Origin of the sequence: Paenibacillus sp. FSL L8-0638, assembly GCF_038593075.1 — a bacterium.
GTDB lineage: Bacteria > Bacillota > Bacilli > Paenibacillales > Paenibacillaceae > Paenibacillus > Paenibacillus polymyxa_D.
This window is the reverse complement of sequence record NZ_CP151960.1, coordinates 4,998,589-5,014,958: the sequence shown is the minus strand read 5'-3', so window position 1 is coordinate 5,014,958 and position 16,370 is coordinate 4,998,589. Positions and strand designations below refer to the sequence as shown.

General features: G+C 47.7%; 17 protein-coding genes. 16 read left to right on the top strand and 1 reads right to left on the bottom strand.

Going from position 1 to position 16,370, the window contains the following annotated elements; all coding sequences use genetic code 11:
* The first annotated feature begins 714 nt into the window (after positions 1-714).
* Positions 715-1,833 carry a slipin family protein gene (locus tag MKY35_RS22400; RefSeq protein ID WP_342444856.1) on the top strand — a complete coding sequence of 373 codons (1,119 nt, stop codon included), beginning with the start codon at positions 715-717 and terminating at the stop codon, positions 1,831-1,833.
* A 61-nt stretch (positions 1,834-1,894) separates the two neighbouring features.
* On the opposite strand, the gene MKY35_RS22395 is transcribed toward MKY35_RS22400, so the two are convergent.
* Positions 1,895-2,308, bottom strand: a complete 414-nt coding sequence (locus MKY35_RS22395) for a chemotaxis protein CheW (protein ID WP_029519325.1) — start codon at positions 2,306-2,308, stop codon at positions 1,895-1,897.
* 272 nt (positions 2,309-2,580) lie between these two features.
* Here MKY35_RS22395 and MKY35_RS22390 point away from each other — a divergent pair, with 272 nt between their 5' ends.
* The 15 genes from MKY35_RS22390 (at position 2,581) to MKY35_RS22320 (ending at position 16,319) form a co-directional block, all read left to right on the top strand.
* The gene (locus MKY35_RS22390; protein WP_023990386.1) at positions 2,581-3,516 is read left to right on the top strand and encodes a sugar-binding transcriptional regulator; all 936 of its coding nucleotides are present in this window, start codon (positions 2,581-2,583) and stop codon (positions 3,514-3,516) included.
* A 208-nt stretch (positions 3,517-3,724) separates the two neighbouring features.
* Positions 3,725-4,387 (top strand): deoxyribose-phosphate aldolase, encoded by a 663-nt coding sequence (deoC, locus tag MKY35_RS22385; RefSeq protein ID WP_342446692.1) that lies wholly within the window; start codon positions 3,725-3,727, stop codon positions 4,385-4,387.
* 30 nt (positions 4,388-4,417) lie between these two features.
* Positions 4,418-4,813 carry a cytidine deaminase gene (locus MKY35_RS22380; RefSeq protein ID WP_311080053.1) on the top strand — a complete coding sequence of 132 codons (396 nt, stop codon included), beginning with the start codon at positions 4,418-4,420 and terminating at the stop codon, positions 4,811-4,813.
* Positions 4,814-4,889: 76 nt separating this feature from the next.
* The gene (locus MKY35_RS22375; protein WP_039273923.1) at positions 4,890-6,068 is read left to right on the top strand and encodes a NupC/NupG family nucleoside CNT transporter; all 1,179 of its coding nucleotides are present in this window, start codon (positions 4,890-4,892) and stop codon (positions 6,066-6,068) included.
* Between the two features lie 32 nt (positions 6,069-6,100).
* Positions 6,101-7,282, top strand: coding sequence for a phosphopentomutase (gene deoB / locus MKY35_RS22370; RefSeq protein WP_250240425.1), 1,182 nt, complete (start codon positions 6,101-6,103; stop codon positions 7,280-7,282).
* A 90-nt stretch (positions 7,283-7,372) separates the two neighbouring features.
* Complete coding sequence (gene deoD / locus MKY35_RS22365) at positions 7,373-8,080, top strand: purine-nucleoside phosphorylase (protein ID WP_013312036.1); 708 nt, start codon at positions 7,373-7,375, stop codon at positions 8,078-8,080.
* A 32-nt stretch (positions 8,081-8,112) separates the two neighbouring features.
* Positions 8,113-9,414, top strand: coding sequence for a pyrimidine-nucleoside phosphorylase (locus MKY35_RS22360; RefSeq protein WP_341040037.1), 1,302 nt, complete (start codon positions 8,113-8,115; stop codon positions 9,412-9,414).
* Between the two features lie 134 nt (positions 9,415-9,548).
* Positions 9,549-9,857, top strand: a complete 309-nt coding sequence (locus MKY35_RS22355; RefSeq protein ID WP_342444855.1) for a hypothetical protein — start codon at positions 9,549-9,551, stop codon at positions 9,855-9,857.
* The gene (locus MKY35_RS22350; protein ID WP_342444854.1) at positions 9,821-10,414 is read left to right on the top strand and encodes a hypothetical protein; all 594 of its coding nucleotides are present in this window, start codon (positions 9,821-9,823) and stop codon (positions 10,412-10,414) included. Before MKY35_RS22355 ends, MKY35_RS22350 begins: the two co-directional genes overlap by 37 nt.
* 147 nt (positions 10,415-10,561) lie before the next feature.
* Positions 10,562-10,939: a hypothetical protein gene (locus MKY35_RS22345; protein ID WP_342444853.1), complete on the top strand. Its 378-nt coding sequence runs from the start codon at positions 10,562-10,564 to the stop codon at positions 10,937-10,939.
* Between the two features lie 116 nt (positions 10,940-11,055).
* On the top strand, positions 11,056-11,739 hold the full coding sequence (locus tag MKY35_RS22340; RefSeq protein WP_342444852.1) for a hypothetical protein: 684 nt from the start codon (positions 11,056-11,058) through the stop codon (positions 11,737-11,739).
* Between the two features lie 354 nt (positions 11,740-12,093).
* The gene (locus tag MKY35_RS22335) at positions 12,094-13,146 is read left to right on the top strand and encodes a sulfate ABC transporter substrate-binding protein (protein ID WP_342444851.1); all 1,053 of its coding nucleotides are present in this window, start codon (positions 12,094-12,096) and stop codon (positions 13,144-13,146) included.
* A gap of 79 nt (positions 13,147-13,225) precedes the next feature.
* Complete coding sequence (gene cysT, locus MKY35_RS22330; protein ID WP_013312031.1) at positions 13,226-14,059, top strand: sulfate ABC transporter permease subunit CysT; 834 nt, start codon at positions 13,226-13,228, stop codon at positions 14,057-14,059.
* Between the two features lie 91 nt (positions 14,060-14,150).
* Positions 14,151-15,026 carry a sulfate ABC transporter permease subunit CysW gene (cysW, locus tag MKY35_RS22325; protein ID WP_322252829.1) on the top strand — a complete coding sequence of 292 codons (876 nt, stop codon included), beginning with the start codon at positions 14,151-14,153 and terminating at the stop codon, positions 15,024-15,026.
* Positions 15,027-15,188: 162 nt separating this feature from the next.
* The gene (locus tag MKY35_RS22320) at positions 15,189-16,319 is read left to right on the top strand and encodes an aminotransferase class V-fold PLP-dependent enzyme (RefSeq protein ID WP_342444850.1); all 1,131 of its coding nucleotides are present in this window, start codon (positions 15,189-15,191) and stop codon (positions 16,317-16,319) included.
* Positions 16,320-16,370 lie beyond the last annotated feature (51 nt).

Below are 16,370 nucleotides of genomic sequence, written 5' to 3'. Positions count from 1 at the left end.
CCATGTTCGCGAGTTCTAGATTACGCGATAATGATAAAGGCTGATACAGGAAGATATTACCGAGGCGCGGATTTCCAAAGGTCCCGCAGTGCCTGCCCTGATGGGGTCAGGTATCCTGTAAACTTGCGTATCCACCAACAATTAGGGTTCGATTCCCAATCGCCTTCCACGCGACTTCTGGTAGAGTATTCGAATGATCGAATAAAAACAATGAAAAGACCCGGATAAGAGCATCCCATGTCTGGTCTTGATGACAGATACCGGGGCGATGGCTATGTGGCCAGCGGATACCGGAGAGAGCAAGCACCAACAGGGCTCGAGGCTTCGGGGATACAGATTCACAGTCGATGTTGGGCTGATGAATCCCATCCCTAGAACACGAAAACAGGCGGTATCTTTCTTTTTCCTCAAGCTTGACCCCGCCGTCCACATCGGAGGGATGCTCTGCAAGGGTCCTAACCCTACTAAAAAAAATAAAAAATCCTCATTTTTAAAAGTGTGTTAATTTTAAGGCGGGCAGCTACGGAGCGGTCCATTTGAATCTGAAGAAGCGAAGCGTTCGCCTTTGCCCCTGAATTTTAACCCTATAAGGGGTTCATCAAATCCAAAAATTCAGGGGCAACAGCGATCGGAAGATCAAATGGATCGCGGAGCGCCACACGTAGAAAAAAACACTCTTTTAAGTTGAGGATTTTAAATACTAGGAGTGATACGATGTTTAAGAAGATAACGATTAAATCCGATGAGCGCGGATTGCTGTTCAAAAAAGGAAGCTACCACAAGTTGTTGCAACCAGGAACTTACCTATTGAAGACATTTCAGCAGGAAGCAGTTGAAATTTTGAATGTAGCCGAACCATTTTTTGTACCTGACCATGATATTCGTTTGTTTTTGACAGATCCCCTATTGCTTGAGCAATTGAATGTCATCGATGTAGAGGACCATGAATATGTGCTGCATTATGAGGATAATCGGTTTGTGGAGCTGCTGACGGCTGGGAAATATGCTTATTGGAACATGCTCAAGGAACATCGTTTTGTTCGTGCAGATACTCGGCAGCCTGCAATTGATAAGGCATTGGGGCAAGCATTCTTGTCCAAGACACCGGGCTTCTGGAAGGCACTTCAGGTGGGCAGCTATGAATTAGGATTTTTGTATTACGATAATGTGTTGCAGGGTGAGCTGAAACCGGGTAAATATTATTTCTGGATGTCCACGGTGAATACAGAGATCAAAACGATAGATATGCGACAACAGCAAATGGACTTGATGGGACAGGAAATCATGACAGAGGACAAAATTACGCTGCGCCTCAACTTCGTCTGTCAGTACCGTATCATCGACCCATTGCGGGCTTTAGAATTCCGGGCATACGAGGAGCAAATGTACATTATGCTTCAACTGTTGTTACGCGAATACGTTGGTACGATGAAGCTGGATGATTTGCTGAAAATGAAGCAGGAGATTGCGGTATATGTTTTGACTCGACTGAATGAGCAGAGCGACGAATATGGAGTGACTTTTACGTCAGCAGGGGTGAAGGATATTATTTTGCCGGGGGATATCAAGGATATTCTGAATACGGTGCTGTTGGCAGAGAAGAAGGCACAGGCCAACCTCATCACACGACGTGAAGAGACGGCATCCACTCGTAGTCTGCTCAATACGGCCAAGCTGATGGACGAGAACGCCACTCTCTATCGTCTCAAAGAGCTAGAATTCATGGAAAAAATCTGCGAGAAGATTGGCACGATTTCGCTAACTGGCGGGAATACGTTGCTGGAGCAGCTGAACACGCTGGTTCACATGAAAGAGGGGCAGGGACTCCAATAACTGAAAATACTCCCGAACGATGAGTGCAAGCCAGCCTCAAGGTTCGGGAGTATTTTGCGTTTTAGTTCGTCTTGGTGGATGCGAGAAAAGCGTCCATATCGATCACCGGAATGAGGGTACCCTGATGCTCCATCACGGTAGGGAACAACTCGCGTTGCCACTCTTCCTCATTGCTTTGTAGCTGACTGTCCTCGGCAGAAGCCGTGTCCTCCACCTGATCGACAAGCAGAGCAATCTTCGCACGGCTGAGCAAAATCATTTTGTCCTCGGAGGAATCGCTGGATGCAGGAAGAAGCAGTTTTTTGCGTAAATTAAGGATCGTAAATACATTGCCGCGAATAGTCACCATTCCTTCATGCCATGCTTCGGAAAAGGGAAGCGGAGTTCCCTTCTTGGCATTCATGACTTCTTCTACTTCCACAAAGTTTAAAGCGAACTTTTTGTCCGCTAGACTGCACACAATAAATTCAGACATAACAATTCTCCTTATCTATTCAGATGAGCCATCACAGGTTGTGATTGAGCGGTAAAATGGGTTAACTATTGCGTTTTGACAGATGGAACGATAAAGTTGAGGATGCGGTAAAATGGTTGTAGTTACTCACAGAATATCACAAACGAGCAGTTAAATCTTCCAAAATAACAACCATCGGCCAAGGCGTGGCTTAAGTTTCCCTTCATATTGGTAATTGGAACTAAGGCTGTGTCCGATGGCACTACATTTTAAGATAAGCGGGTTGAGGTAGAGTGGATCATGAAAAGCAGCGATTAAGTATCGAAGCAGCCAGATTATACTATCTAAACGACTACAGCCAGCAAGATATCGCGGTCAGACTCGGGGTTTCGCGTCCTACGGTATCGCGGTTACTTCAGGCTGCCAAGGAACAAGGATACGTGCGGATTAGTATTGTGGACCCGATGGAGGATATGGACGCGCTCGGAGAGCAGGTGAAGAAGAAATACGGACTGGATACTGTGTTAGTCTGTTATTCGCCGTTAAATGAATATCAGGAGATCAAGAAGCATATTAGCAAAAAAGCAGCCGATTATTTGCATGAAACGGTACAGGATGCTGATATTATTGGAGTGACATGGGGAACAACCATGCATGCCGTGGCGCTTCATCTCCAACAAAAGCAGGTCAAGGGAGTTGAGGTGGTTCAGCTCAAGGGAGGCGTGAGCCATTCACATGTCAACACATATGCTGTGGAAACCGTGAATTTGTTCGCAGAAGCCTTTCATACCATAGCAAGGTATTTGCCGCTGCCTGTAATTTTCGACAGTCACGCCGTTAAGAAAATGGTCGAGGAGGATCGGCATATCCAGCGTATCATCGAACTTGGCAAGCAGGCGAACATCGCGGTGTTTACGGTGGGGACGGTCAAGGAGGATGCGTTGCTGTTCCGATTGGGTTATTTTAACGGGGAAGAGCAGAAGCTACTGCAAAGAATTGGCAAGGGCGATATTTGCTCACGCTTTTTTGACGCTGAGGGCAACATATGCAGTCAGGAAATTAACAGCCGTACCGTTGGGATTGATTTGCCTGATTTGCGAAAGAAGGAGAAGTCCATTCTCGTCGCTGGAGGCCAGCGCAAAGTGGAGGCCATTCGGGCATCGCTGCGTGGCAAGTATGCGAATATCTTGGTGACGGATCAGTTTACGGCACAAGCACTTTTACAATAGAGCAAGTCGCCTCCATCCAGCAAAATACACGGTTATAGCGTGTGCCTACAGGGTAATATGAATGGTAGGTGAACGCCTTATGTACAAGCGTGAACATAATTTCAAAATGTGTTTTACATATGTTCAAAGCCGTGCTATGATGATCTCATCACAGAGAAATAAAGGACTTTTGTCTTCAACTATTTATCTAATGAAGGAGCTTTTAGATATGAACATTGCAGCATTAATCGACCATACATTGTTGCGTGCAGATGCGACGAAGGATGAAATTACGAAATTGACTGCCGAGGCAAAAAAATATCAGTTTGCTTCTGTATGTGTGAACCCGGCGTGGGTAACTTATGCAGCAGAACAGCTCGCAGGCACAGGCGTAGCCATCTGTACAGTTATCGGTTTCCCGCTGGGAGCGAGCACGTCCGCAACGAAAGCATTTGAAACGAAAGATGCTATTGCTAACGGAGCGACTGAAATTGATATGGTTATTAACATAGGCGCTTTGAAGGAACGTGATGTACAGCTCGTCGAGCAGGACATCCGTGCGGTCGTGGAAGCAGCTGCTGGTACACTGGTAAAAGTGATTATCGAGACCTGCCTGCTGACTGACGAAGAGAAGGTACTGGCATGTGAGCTGTCCGTCAAAGCGGGGGCGAATTTTGTAAAAACCTCGACAGGCTTCTCAACAGGTGGAGCTACTGCGGAAGATGTGGCTTTGATGCGCAAAACGGTAGGACCTGAGATTGGTGTCAAGGCTTCAGGCGGTGTACGCAGTCTGGAAGACGTGCAAAAATTAGTAGAAGCTGGCGCAAATCGGATCGGTGCAAGTTCCGGTGTGAAAATCATCGAGGGCGAGCAGTCTACATCTTCCTACTAAGTTCATTTTAAAGTCATGGAGGGATTCGCAATGAAGGATCAATTGATTCAGAAAGCGCTTGAGGCGCGTAACCAGGCATATGTTCCGTATTCGAATTTTCAAGTGGGTGCTGCGGTTCTCGGAAGCGATGGCACGATTTATCACGGATGTAATGTGGAAAATGCCTCCTACGGCTTATGCAATTGTGCAGAGCGGACAGCGATTTTTAAAATGGTATCCGAAGGCTGCCGGAAAATTGATTCGATTGCGGTTGTAGCTGATACGGAAGGACCTGTGTCTCCATGTGGGGCCTGTCGTCAGGTCATTTCCGAATTTGCTCATCAAGATACCAAAATTTATCTGACAAACCTTCATGGCAACACGGAAGAGTGGACGGTGGATCAATTACTACCGGGTGCCTTTCGACCTGCGGATCTGGGGAATTAAAAAAAAAGAATGCCTCTTTGGGGCGCATTCTTTTTGTGGGCAATGTAAGCGCTTAATGTAATGAGGGGGAATTGAAATGAAATATGTAATCGCTCTGGTGGGACTGCTTGTTGTATTTGCACTTACTTACGTTGCCAGCAGTGACAAGCGCAAAATCAGGTATCGTCCGCTGGTGGTTATGGTTGTGTTGCAGGCGGCGCTAGCTTTTGTATTGCTGAATACAGGGATTGGTGAAATTCTAGTCAAAGGTTTTGCAAAAGGGTTTAAAAGTCTGATTGATTATGCTATGGAAGGGATTAACTTCGTTTTTGGCGGAATTGCGAATGAAGGAGCAGCACCGTTCTTTATCGGTGTACTGCTGCCAATCGTGTTCATATCCGCGCTGATTGGTATTTTGCAATATGTAAAAGTGTTGCCTTTTATTATTAAATATATCGGGCTTGTCTTGAGCAAAGTAAACGGAATGGGTAAACTGGAATCCTACAACGCTGTAGCTTCGGCTATCTTGGGTCAATCCGAGGTGTTTATTTCCGTTAAGAAGCAAATTGGTCTGCTGCCAAAACATCGGTTGTATACGCTGTGTGCGTCTGCGATGTCTACGGTGTCCATGTCGATTGTGGGAGCTTACATGCAAATGTTAAACCCCAAATATGTGGTCACAGCTTTGGTATTGAACCTGTTCGGCGGCTTTATTATCGCATCTATTATTAATCCGTATAAGATTGAGAAGGAAGACGATTTACTGGAGGTTCAGGAGGAAGAGAAGCAGTCCTTCTTCGAAATGCTCGGAGAGTATATTATGGACGGTTTCAAGGTCGCTATTACGGTAGCTGCGATGCTGATCGGTTTTGTGGCACTGATTGCCATGGTTAACGGGATTTTCTCTTGGTTGTTTGGAATCAGCTTCCAGGCGTTGCTTGGATATGTGTTTGCGCCTTTCGCTTTTGTCATGGGTATTCCGTGGAACGAAGCCGTTCAGGCGGGCAGCATTATGGCTACCAAACTCGTATCCAACGAATTTGTGGCCATGCTGGATCTGACCAAGCAAACAGGCTTGTCAGAGCGCACGGTCGGGATCGTATCGGTATTCCTCGTATCCTTTGCTAACTTCTCATCCATCGGTATCATTTCCGGGGCGGTGAAGGGGTTGCATGAAAAACAGGGAAATGTGGTGGCCCGCTTTGGTCTGAAGCTGTTGTACGGGGCAACGCTGGTTAGCGTGCTGTCGGCAACGATTGCAGGGTTGTTTTTGTAAAAAAAACAGCGAGTCAGGAAAGGATTTTTATAATGTCTAAATTCAAACGGATTCACTTGGTGGTTATGGACTCGGTTGGTATCGGCGAAGCGCCGGATGCTGCCCAGTTTGATGATTACGATGTAGATACGCTCGGTCATATTGCCCGCGAACGCGGTGGTCTGAAGATGCCGAATATGGGTAAGCTCGGTCTGTCCAATATTCGTTCCATAGAAGGAGTGGCAGCGGCCGACAAGCCGCTCGCGTATTACACTAAGATGCAGGAAGCGTCCAATGGTAAGGATACGATGACGGGTCATTGGGAAATAATGGGTTTGAATATTGCAGTTCCTTTCCGTGTATTTCCCGATGGGTTCCCGGATGAGCTGATTCAACGCATTGAGGAGCACACAGGTCGCAAAGTGATTGGCAATAAGCCTGCTAGCGGAACAGAAATCATTGATGAGCTGGGCGAAGAACACGTGAAAACTGGAGCGCTCATCATCTATACCTCGGCGGACTCTGTGCTGCAAATTGCGGCGCATGAGGAAGTTGTACCTTTGAAGGAACTCTATGAGATTTGCGAGTTCTGCCGTAAAATCACGCTGGAAGATCCGTACATGCTGGGTCGCATTATTGCACGTCCGTTCGTAGGCGAGGCAGGGAACTTCTCCCGTACCTCCAATCGACATGATTATGCGCTCAAGCCGTTTGGTCGCACCACCATGAACGAGCTGAAGGATGCAGGTCTGGATGTGATCGCCTTGGGTAAAATTTCCGACATTTATGACGGTGAGGGTGTGACGAAGGCGGTGCGTACAGTGTCCAATATGGACGGCATGGATAAGCTGGTGGCTACGCTCGATGAGGATTTCACCGGATTAAGCTTTCTGAATTTGGTGGACTTTGACGCTGTATACGGTCACCGTCGTGATCCGCAGGGTTATGGTCAAGCTTTGGACGATTACGATGCGCGTTTGCCAGAGGTTTTTGCCAAAATGACCGATGACGATCTGCTGATCATCACTGCAGATCATGGGAATGACCCGACGTATCGGGGAACGGATCACACCCGCGAATATGTACCTTTGCTGGCATATTCCCCGCGTTTTACAGCTGGGGGCAAGGAGCTTGCGGTTCGTAAAACCTTTGCTGATATTGGGGCGACTGTAGCGGATAACTTTGGTGTAAAACTGCCTGAACACGGAACGAGCTTTTTGGCAGAGCTTCAGTAGTCAAAGACCAGCAAGAGTACAAGCAAGATTACTAGTAACGATACAAATAACGATACAAGCATGGACAAATGGGACGGAGGAATAAAAAACATGAGTGTACACATTGGAGCCAAACCCGGAGAAATTGCAGAAACGATTTTGCTGCCAGGAGACCCGCTACGGGCAAAATTTATTGCTGAAACGTATCTGGAGGACGTGACCTGCTACAACGAGGTTCGCGGAATGCTCGGATTCACGGGTACGTACCAAGGCAAACGCCTATCTGTACAGGGAACCGGGATGGGGCTGCCGTCTATCAGTATTTATGTCAACGAACTGATTAGCGAATACGGTGTGAAAAACCTGTTCCGCGTGGGTACATGCGGCGGAATGAAGGAGCATGTGCACGTTCGTGACGTCATTTTGGCACAAGCATCCTGTACGGATTCCGGTATGAATCGCCATATTTTTGGTGGCTACGACTACTCGCCGATTGCCAGCTTCGATCTATTGAAGGGCGCTTATGATCGCGGTGTTGCCAAAGGCTTGAACATGCACGTCGGCAATGTATTCAGCTCAGACAGCTTCTACCGTGATGACAAATCAGTGGTACAAAAGCTGATGGAATACGGCGTGCTGGGTGTAGAGATGGAAACTTCGGCTTTATACACGCTGGCAGCCAAGTTTGGCGTAAACGCATTGACGATTCTGACGGTAAGCGATCATTTGCTGACGGGGGAAGAAACGACCGCAGAAGAACGGCAAACAACCTTTAAAGAAATGATGGAAGTTGCACTGGATACAGCAGTATCTCTGTAAACGATCATACGCACAGTGAGGAGAAATGACATATGAGAATGGTAGACTTGATTGAGAAAAAACGTGACGGAAAAGAACTGAGTACGGAGGAAATTAATTTTATTATCCAAGGCTACACTCAGGGTGAAATTCCCGATTATCAAGTCAGTGCATTGGCGATGTCCATTTTCTTCAAAGATATGACTGAACGCGAACGCGCTGATCTGACGATGGCGATGGTTCATTCGGGTGATACCATTGATCTGTCCGCGATTGAAGGTGTAAAGGTCGATAAGCATTCCACTGGCGGTGTGGGTGATACGACAACGCTGGTACTGGCTCCGCTCGTAGCGGCCTTGGACATTCCGGTAGCCAAAATGTCAGGCCGCGGCCTCGGACATACCGGAGGAACAATCGACAAGCTGGAAGCTATTGAAGGCTTCCACGTCGAAATCAGCAAGGACGAATTTGTGGATTTGGTGAATCGCAGCAAAATTGCGGTCATCGGACAAAGCGGCAACCTGACACCTGCGGATAAAAAATTGTATGCCTTGCGTGATGTTACGGCGACGGTCAACTCGATCCCGCTGATTGCCAGCTCGATTATGAGTAAGAAAATCGCTGCCGGCTCCGATGCTATCGTACTCGATGTAAAAACAGGTGCAGGCGCATTTATGAAAACTGTAGATGATGCCAAAGCACTGGCACATGCCATGGTGAGCATCGGTAACAATGTGGGTCGCAAAACGATGGCAGTCATTTCCGATATGAGTCAGCCGCTGGGTCTGGCCATCGGGAACTCACTGGAAGTAAAAGAAGCAATTGATACGCTGCGCGGCGAAGGACCGAAAGATCTGGAAGAGCTGTGTATGGCTTTGGGCAGTCAGATGGTATTTTTGGCAGGGAAGGCAGATTCCCTCGAAAACGCCGAAGAGAAGCTCAAAGAAGTCATTCGTAATGGCAAAGCACTGGAAAAATTCAAAGAGTTTATTGCGAATCAGGGCGGTGACGCTTCTGTGGTGGATCATCCTGAACGCTTGCCACAAGCACAGTATCTTATTGAGGTGCCTGCGAAGCAGGACGGTGTGGTAGCTGAAATCGTGGCTGACGAAATCGGTACCGCAGCGATGTTGCTTGGAGCAGGACGTGCGACCAAAGAATCCGAGATTGATCTGGCTGTCGGCTTGATGCTGAACAAAAAGGTCGGGGATGCTGTTCAAAAAGGCGATTCACTGGTTACCATCCATGCGAACCGTGAAGACGTAGCTCAAGTGCTGGAGAAAATCTATGCGAACATTCGTATTGCAGATCATGCGGAAGCGCCAGTGCTAATCTACGGAACAGTGACAGAGTAAACGATAAGCCCTATTCATAAAGTCGTATTGGGTGTCTTTGATCAAGTTTGAAAAATATGACAGCTGGACTCATAATAGATATGAGTTCGGCTTTTTTTATTGTAAGGCCGAGGGCAGCACAGAGGGGGAGAGACATGTTCAGATTATACAGCGATGTCCGGGGAGCAGCCTATGAAAGACTGACACAAGGAACATTTTACCGATACCAGTGTGCGCCCGAGGCAGGGGGACTATTAAAGCAGGCGGCGTCCAGTTTGTTTTCCTGGGTACATCCCCAATTACCCGAGGATTTGTGCTTCCAGAATGCGGATGGAGAGGATTGGATCATTAACATAGCTCACGAACGAATAGGTAGACTAAACATGGCTAAAGAAGAAGCGGATGATTGGAGAAGCTTATCCCCGGTGTGTTTATTCACAAACCTGAATATCATCAGAATATAGATGTTTTTCTGGAGGATGCTATTCGGCATCAACCGGATCGAGTAGAGATTATGCGGTTTGGCTTGAGGGAGATACCGGAACGGATTAGAGAATTGTATTCCCTGAAACATCTGACCATTTTCGAGCAGGATATACGAACACTACCGCATGCTTTGTTCGAATTGGAATCGTTGGAGTCACTAACGATACAAGTAGCTGATTTGGAAGAGCTACCCGCTGACATTGCCAAGCTGACTCAACTCAAAAACCTGAGGATCAGCTGTGGATGCTATGATCGCCCGGCACCAGATGTCAAAGTAATTCCCAAAGAGGAGCTGGCATTCCGGCATTTGCCTCCTGAAATCGGAGAGCTGCAACAACTGGGGTATCTGGATATCCAGTATAGCGGAATCCGTACGTTGCCTCCTGAAATACAAAACCAGAAAAATCTACGCTCTTTGGACATTGTGAACGGATTCATCGAATCGGCACCCGATTTTATATATAAAATGACTTGGCTTGATCGCTTCCTTATAGAAGATAAGCCGTTCCATCTGTGCAATCACAGTGACGACTGAAGGATAGATAAGAAAAGGAGGAAATCAAATGGTGGAGAAATGGGTTTGGATGGGGGTTGCAGGGGCAATTGTGGGTTATGCCACTTTTGCTAGTTTTCCGACACACACATATATACTACATCAACGTCGAGTGTGACGCATCCAGCAATGCCGCTAAGCGTGCAGAATGAGCAGGGAGGCACAGCGAAGCGTATCGTACATGATCAAAGAATGCATTTTGAAGGACAAGGCGAAACGAACTTTAAATTTGAAGAGGGGCGCAAGCTGTACATCAGTATCAAGAATGTTGGAAAGCAGCCCATACAATACAAGCTCAACAGTTCGAATGGATCGGACTTGCAAGGTACAACGAGCGGATTTTCCAGTCGAACGTTGCAGCCAGGAGAACGCCATGATCTGCTGTTTGTAAAGCCAGAGGGGCAGGATGAAGCAGCAAATGACTCCTTAAAAGAGCTGATTTTGAAAGTAAGTACGGACGATGGATCGCAAGGAATCGTTAAAACCTTCGCATATATTACACTGTAAGCTCCTTCCAGAAAGGGCACGACATGCGGTCATTAGTCTACTTATGTTACAATAGAACGGTTGAAGACTTAATGAACAGAATAGGTCAGAGCAGAAAGCAGAAAGGATGACCCGTTGTGCCCATAAACCATGAATTCGGTAATCAAAAGATGTCACGGAGGCTGTCACTCACAGCTATTTTACTTACACTTACTTTTGTAGCACTTACTGGCTGTGGTCAGGATAAGAATGCTGAAACCATTGATACTGGAAGCAGTACAAGCGTGATCGAGAATGGAGCCGGTGGTAATCGTAGCGGTTCAGCCCAAAATGACAAAGCAGCGAAAGAGAGCGAGAGTGCAGAAAACAGCGATACTGATGCACAAAAGTCAGCTCCTTCGGCTCCAGCTGCTTCATCGGATACTTCTTCTTCTCCGGCAGCCTCCAATCCATCGAAAAATCCATTTGAGGTAGCAGGTATTCAAGATCCTAAAGCGTTTTTGAACACGTTCAAAGCGCTGCAGAAGGCAGTTGCCGACAATGACAAGGAGAAAGTTGCCGATTATATTTTGTACCCTCTGCGTGTTAATGATAGTGAAAAGTCGTTAACGATTCCGAATAAGAAAGATTTTATTGCCAAGTATGATCAGATTTTTACGGACGCGATTCGCGAGGCGCTTGTGAATCAAAAGACAGATGATTTGTTTGTTAATTATCAGGGAGTCATGGTGGGATCAGGTGAACTGTGGTTGAGAAGGGCTACGGACAATCCGAAGCTTTTTGGAGTCTTTTCGATTAATCTTGAAACGGTTGCCAACTAAGTCGTACCCCGTGTGTAAATGACCTCTAAACGGTCGGAAACATATACAATGTTTCTGACTGCCCCCCCTTAAAGAAAGAAAAGTACAGATAATGCATACCAAAAAAAGGTTTGACATCACTCCTAAACTCTCGTATTATATCCGTATAACTCATTAAACAGGTAGGAATTAAAGAATTAAAGTTTGATCTCGCCATTTTGGCGGAGAACCTCTAGGAACAGCAGGCAGACACTGTCCACACGACAGGTTTGACCTAACAGGGCTGCATCAGGGAATTCTCCGCTCTTTTTTTAATTATGTCTGTAAATAACAGGCGTAAATGAATACAAATTACATAGAATTCGGGGTGTCTTGATGAAGAGGCAATGGAAAAGTGGACTTATTCTCGGACTATCTTTGGTTTTAACGATGATGCTAAGCGCTTGCGGGGCAAGCAAGGGAGGGACGGAGGCAGATGGTAGCTCTGCTGCCGTGGAGTTGCTCAATGTTTCTTATGATCCGACCCGTGAGCTGTATGAGGCATATAATAAAGCATTTGCCGCTCATTGGGAGAAGGAGAAAGGACAGAAGGTTACGATTAAGCAATCTCACGGAGGATCTGGCAAGCAAAGTCGTTCTGTGCAGGACGGGCTGGATGCGGACGTGGTCACTCTGGCTCTGGGCTATGATATTGATGCGCTACAGGAAAAAGGACTCGTTCAAGAGGGATGGCAAAGTAAATATGAGCATAACAGCGCCCCGTACACTTCAACCATCGTGTTATTGGTACGCAAAGGGAACCCGAAAGGGATTAAGGACTGGGACGATTTAATCCGTGGCGATGTGCAAGTCATTACACCGAATCCTAAAACTTCGGGTGGAGCACGTTGGAACTATCTTGCAGCCTGGGCTTATGCGCTCAAGAAGAACAATAATGATGAAGCCAAGGCCCAGCAGTTTGTACAGGAGCTGTATAAGCATGTGCCGGTGTTGGATAGCGGAGCACGTGGAGCGACAACGACTTTCGTAGAGCGTGGAATTGGCGATGTGCTGATTGCATGGGAAAATGAAGCACTGCTCTCGGTGAAGGAGCTGGGTGCGGATAAATTTGATATCGTGTATCCGTCGATTAGTATTTTGGCTGAACCTCCGGTAGCAGTAGTCGATAAGGTGGTAGATAAAAAAGGTACACGCGAGGTGGCGGACGCGTACCTGAAATATTTGTACAGTGAAGAAGGGCAGACCATTGCTGCTGAAAATTATTATCGCCCAACATTGGAGAGTGTGACGGCAAAGTTTAAGGATCAATTTCCTGAATTGGAGCTCGTAACCTTGAAGGATGTATTCGGGACATGGAAGGAGACGCAGCAGAAGCATTTCAGCGACAAGGGCATTTTTGACCAGATTTATGTACCCGGCAGTTCATAAAATAGGTGGACTGTGTAGGCGATTGGATCGGTAGCCTCGAGTGTCATAGTGAATGGATTCAGAGAGGGATGAACAGAACATGAGTCAAGTGCAAGCCACCCGAAAACGCGTACTTCCCGGGTTCGGGTTAACAATGGGTTATAGTGTGCTGTATCTCAGTCTGGTGGTGCTGGTGCCTTTATCGGCACTGCTTCTGAATTCAACTGGACTGACGTGGGAAAAATTTTGGGACGTGGCGACTGATGTCAGGGTGCTGGCTTCCTACAAGGTTAGCTTTTTGTGTGCCGCGGCTGCGGCGCTGATCGACCTGTTTCTCGGATTACTGATAGCCTGGGTGCTGGTACGTTATGAGTTTCCGGGGAAACGAATTTTTGATGCGGTGATTGATCTGCCCTTTGCTTTGCCTACTGCGGTAGCGGGGGTTGCTCTGACTGCCCTATATGCACAGAACGGCTGGATCGGTTCGTTGTTCGAACCGCTTGGATGGAGGATGGCGTACTCACAGACGGGGATTACGCTAGCATTGATGTTTATTGGTATTCCGTTCGTCGTACGGACAGTTCAGCCGGTGCTGGAGGAACTGGACAAGGACGAGGAGGAGGTCGCTGCTACGCTGGGAGCTGGCAGATGGCGTATCTTCTGCAGCGTTATTGTGCCGGAGCTGGTGCCACCGCTGCTGACGGGTTTTGCGCTCGCCTTTGCCCGTGGCATTGGCGAGTACGGCTCTGTCGTCTTCATCTCTGGCAATATGCCGATGAAGACGGAAATTGCTCCACTGCTCATAATGTCCAAGCTGGAGCAAAATGACTATGCAGGAGCTACGGCGGTAGCGTTGATGCTGTTGGTGATTTCATTCGTGCTGTTACTCGTGATTAACAGCATTCAGCGCTGGTCACGGCGCCGTGCAGTTTAACGTAACTGCCTAAACGCAACTGTTAATATAACTATTTAACGTTAATATGCATAGCTACGCATAATACCCGCGTTCTAAGGAGGGATACACCATGTCACAAGCAATAACTGGGCGGGAGCTTGCTCCTGCACCAGTGCCTTCATCCGCACCGCCCAACAGGGTTACAACCGAAGCCCCTTGGGTAAAGTGGACGCTGATTGGTGCTGCTTTTTTAGCTTTGCTCTGGGTACTGGTATTGCCGCTAATCGTTGTGCTTACCGAAGCACTCAAGCAAGGATGGGGCGTCTACGTCGAAGCGTTACGGGACCCAGATGCCATGTCTGCATTGCGGTTGACGCTGCTGGTGGCAGCGATAACGGTACCGCTGAATACGGTATTTGGTGTAGCTGCCGCTTGGCTGATCACGAAATTTCAATTTCGCGGCAAAGGCTTACTGGTCACCTTGATTGATTTACCCTTTGCCATCTCTCCTGTCGTCGGAGGACTGATGTATGTATTAGTGTTTGGTGCACAGGGCTGGCTTGGACCGTGGCTGGACGAGCATGATATTAAAATTATATTTGCTTTGCCTGGTATTATTTTAGCGACGCTGTTCATCACCTTTCCATTTGTGGCGCGAGAACTCATTCCAATGATGGAAGATCAGGGACAGCAAGAGGAAGAAGCAGCGGTCACGCTGGGCGCGCGCGGTTGGCGTATTTTCTGGAAAGTGACGCTGCCGAACATCAAGTGGGGTCTGCTGTATGGCATCATTTTGTGTAATGCACGAGCCATGGGTGAGTTTGGTGCGGTCTCCGTTGTCTCTGGACATATCCGGGGAGAGACGAACACACTGCCGCTGCATGTGGAAATTTTGTATAACGAATATCAGTTCTCGGCATCTTTTGCGGTGGCCTCGTTATTATTGTTACTTGCTCTGGCAACCTTGGTGCTTAAAAGCTGGTTTGGACGCAAACGCGTGCATTAATTTATGATTTTGTATATGATCCCTCAGGGCCTCTCTTTGCGTCTATCGTCTGTTAACGGCGAGAAGATGGGAAGAGAGGCCCTTGTTCTAAGGTGGCTGATATGGATAATAAAATGATCATATCAAGGCACGTTGGTGTGCCCAGGAGGAGCGAAGGGAAAAATGAAACATCCGTTTCAGTCCTACCGTCAGCTGTTTCCAGTGCTGTCCTCACATATCCATGTAGGGAGTTGTTCGCAGGGGGCTGTGTCGAGGCCGGTTTCTGCTGCCATTGAGGAATATCATCGAAGTTTGCTGCAACACGGTCATAACGGCGAGCTGTCTATGGCACGTTTGGAGGAGGCCAGAGGGCATTTTGCCAAGCTTATCGGGGCGGAGACTGACGAAATTGCGGTCCTCTCCTCAGCCTCTGAGGCGATTGCCGGGGTGGCCACAGCCCTTCCTTATGTATCGGGAAAAGAAGGCATTGTGTATGCGGACACCGACTTCCCGACAGTGGGACACATCTGGCAGGCACAGGAGATGTTCCGTGATCACATCTGTTGTATCCCCTCCATCGAGGGAGAAGTGATAATAGAACAGTATGAGGAGCATGTTACGGAGAAAACTGCGCTCGTTATGGTGTCACAAGTGAACTATACCAACGGATTTCAGCAGGATTTAAAATCCATTGCAGATATAGCTCACCGAAATCAGGCGTTGCTGTTTGTGGATGCCTATCAGTCTGCAGGGATCATTCCAGTGGATGTAAAGGCAATGGGCGTAGATATTTTGGTCGCGGGAGCCCGCAAATATATGCTGGGAATTCCGGGCGTGGCTTTTCTTTATGTAAGCAAGGATCGAATAGACCGCTTCAAGCCCCGTCTTACGGGCTGGCTTGGGCAGGAGCCCGCTTCCCGGTTTGATATTGCTCACCCGGTTCCAGCGGCGGGAGCCCGACGCTTTGAGACGGGATTGCCTTCTTTCATTAGCATTTTTGCCGCCAATGTGGCCTTAAAGCTGCTGCTGGAGATTGGAGTCACGAATATTCAGGCCTATATGAGTGAGTTGTTGGATTTTTCCGTTGAATATGGACGGCGCAAAGGGTTACACATACGTGTACCTTACAGGGGAGGCACATTACCAAGCCTGCTCGCTGTTGAAGTAGCCGACGTGTCGGCTGTAGAGAGGCGATTGAGAAGCCAAAATATGATCGTTTCAGCACGAAAGGATGTTATCCGTGTGGCTCCGCATTTTTACAATACGGCTGAGGAAGTCCGACGGATCATAGATGAATTGGCAGAGAGATGTTGAACGGCAAAAGCCTCTTCCGAGTGAATGGGAGCATAACGTGTCCCTTTTTAC

Excerpts from the sequence above, each read along its gene's own strand:
- MKY35_RS22395 (WP_029519325.1), bottom strand. The coding sequence starts at position 2,308 with ATGTCTGAATTTATTGTGTGCAGTCTAGCGGACAAAAAGTTCGCTTTA.
- cysW (WP_322252829.1), top strand. The coding sequence starts at position 14,151 with ATGTCACAAGCAATAACTGGGCGGGAGCTTGCTCCTGCACCAGTGCCT.
- MKY35_RS22345 (WP_342444853.1), top strand. The coding sequence starts at position 10,562 with ATGCCGCTAAGCGTGCAGAATGAGCAGGGAGGCACAGCGAAGCGTATC.
- MKY35_RS22375 (WP_039273923.1), top strand. The coding sequence starts at position 4,890 with ATGAAATATGTAATCGCTCTGGTGGGACTGCTTGTTGTATTTGCACTT.
- deoB (WP_250240425.1), top strand. The coding sequence starts at position 6,101 with ATGTCTAAATTCAAACGGATTCACTTGGTGGTTATGGACTCGGTTGGT.
- MKY35_RS22380 (WP_311080053.1), top strand. The coding sequence starts at position 4,418 with ATGAAGGATCAATTGATTCAGAAAGCGCTTGAGGCGCGTAACCAGGCA.
- MKY35_RS22320 (WP_342444850.1), top strand. The coding sequence starts at position 15,189 with ATGAAACATCCGTTTCAGTCCTACCGTCAGCTGTTTCCAGTGCTGTCC.
- cysT (WP_013312031.1), top strand. The coding sequence starts at position 13,226 with ATGAGTCAAGTGCAAGCCACCCGAAAACGCGTACTTCCCGGGTTCGGG.
- MKY35_RS22360 (WP_341040037.1), top strand. The coding sequence starts at position 8,113 with ATGAGAATGGTAGACTTGATTGAGAAAAAACGTGACGGAAAAGAACTG.
- MKY35_RS22400 (WP_342444856.1), top strand. The coding sequence starts at position 715 with ATGTTTAAGAAGATAACGATTAAATCCGATGAGCGCGGATTGCTGTTC.
- deoD (WP_013312036.1), top strand. The coding sequence starts at position 7,373 with ATGAGTGTACACATTGGAGCCAAACCCGGAGAAATTGCAGAAACGATT.
- MKY35_RS22355 (WP_342444855.1), top strand. The coding sequence starts at position 9,549 with ATGTTCAGATTATACAGCGATGTCCGGGGAGCAGCCTATGAAAGACTG.
- MKY35_RS22335 (WP_342444851.1), top strand. The coding sequence starts at position 12,094 with ATGAAGAGGCAATGGAAAAGTGGACTTATTCTCGGACTATCTTTGGTT.
- deoC (WP_342446692.1), top strand. The coding sequence starts at position 3,725 with ATGAACATTGCAGCATTAATCGACCATACATTGTTGCGTGCAGATGCG.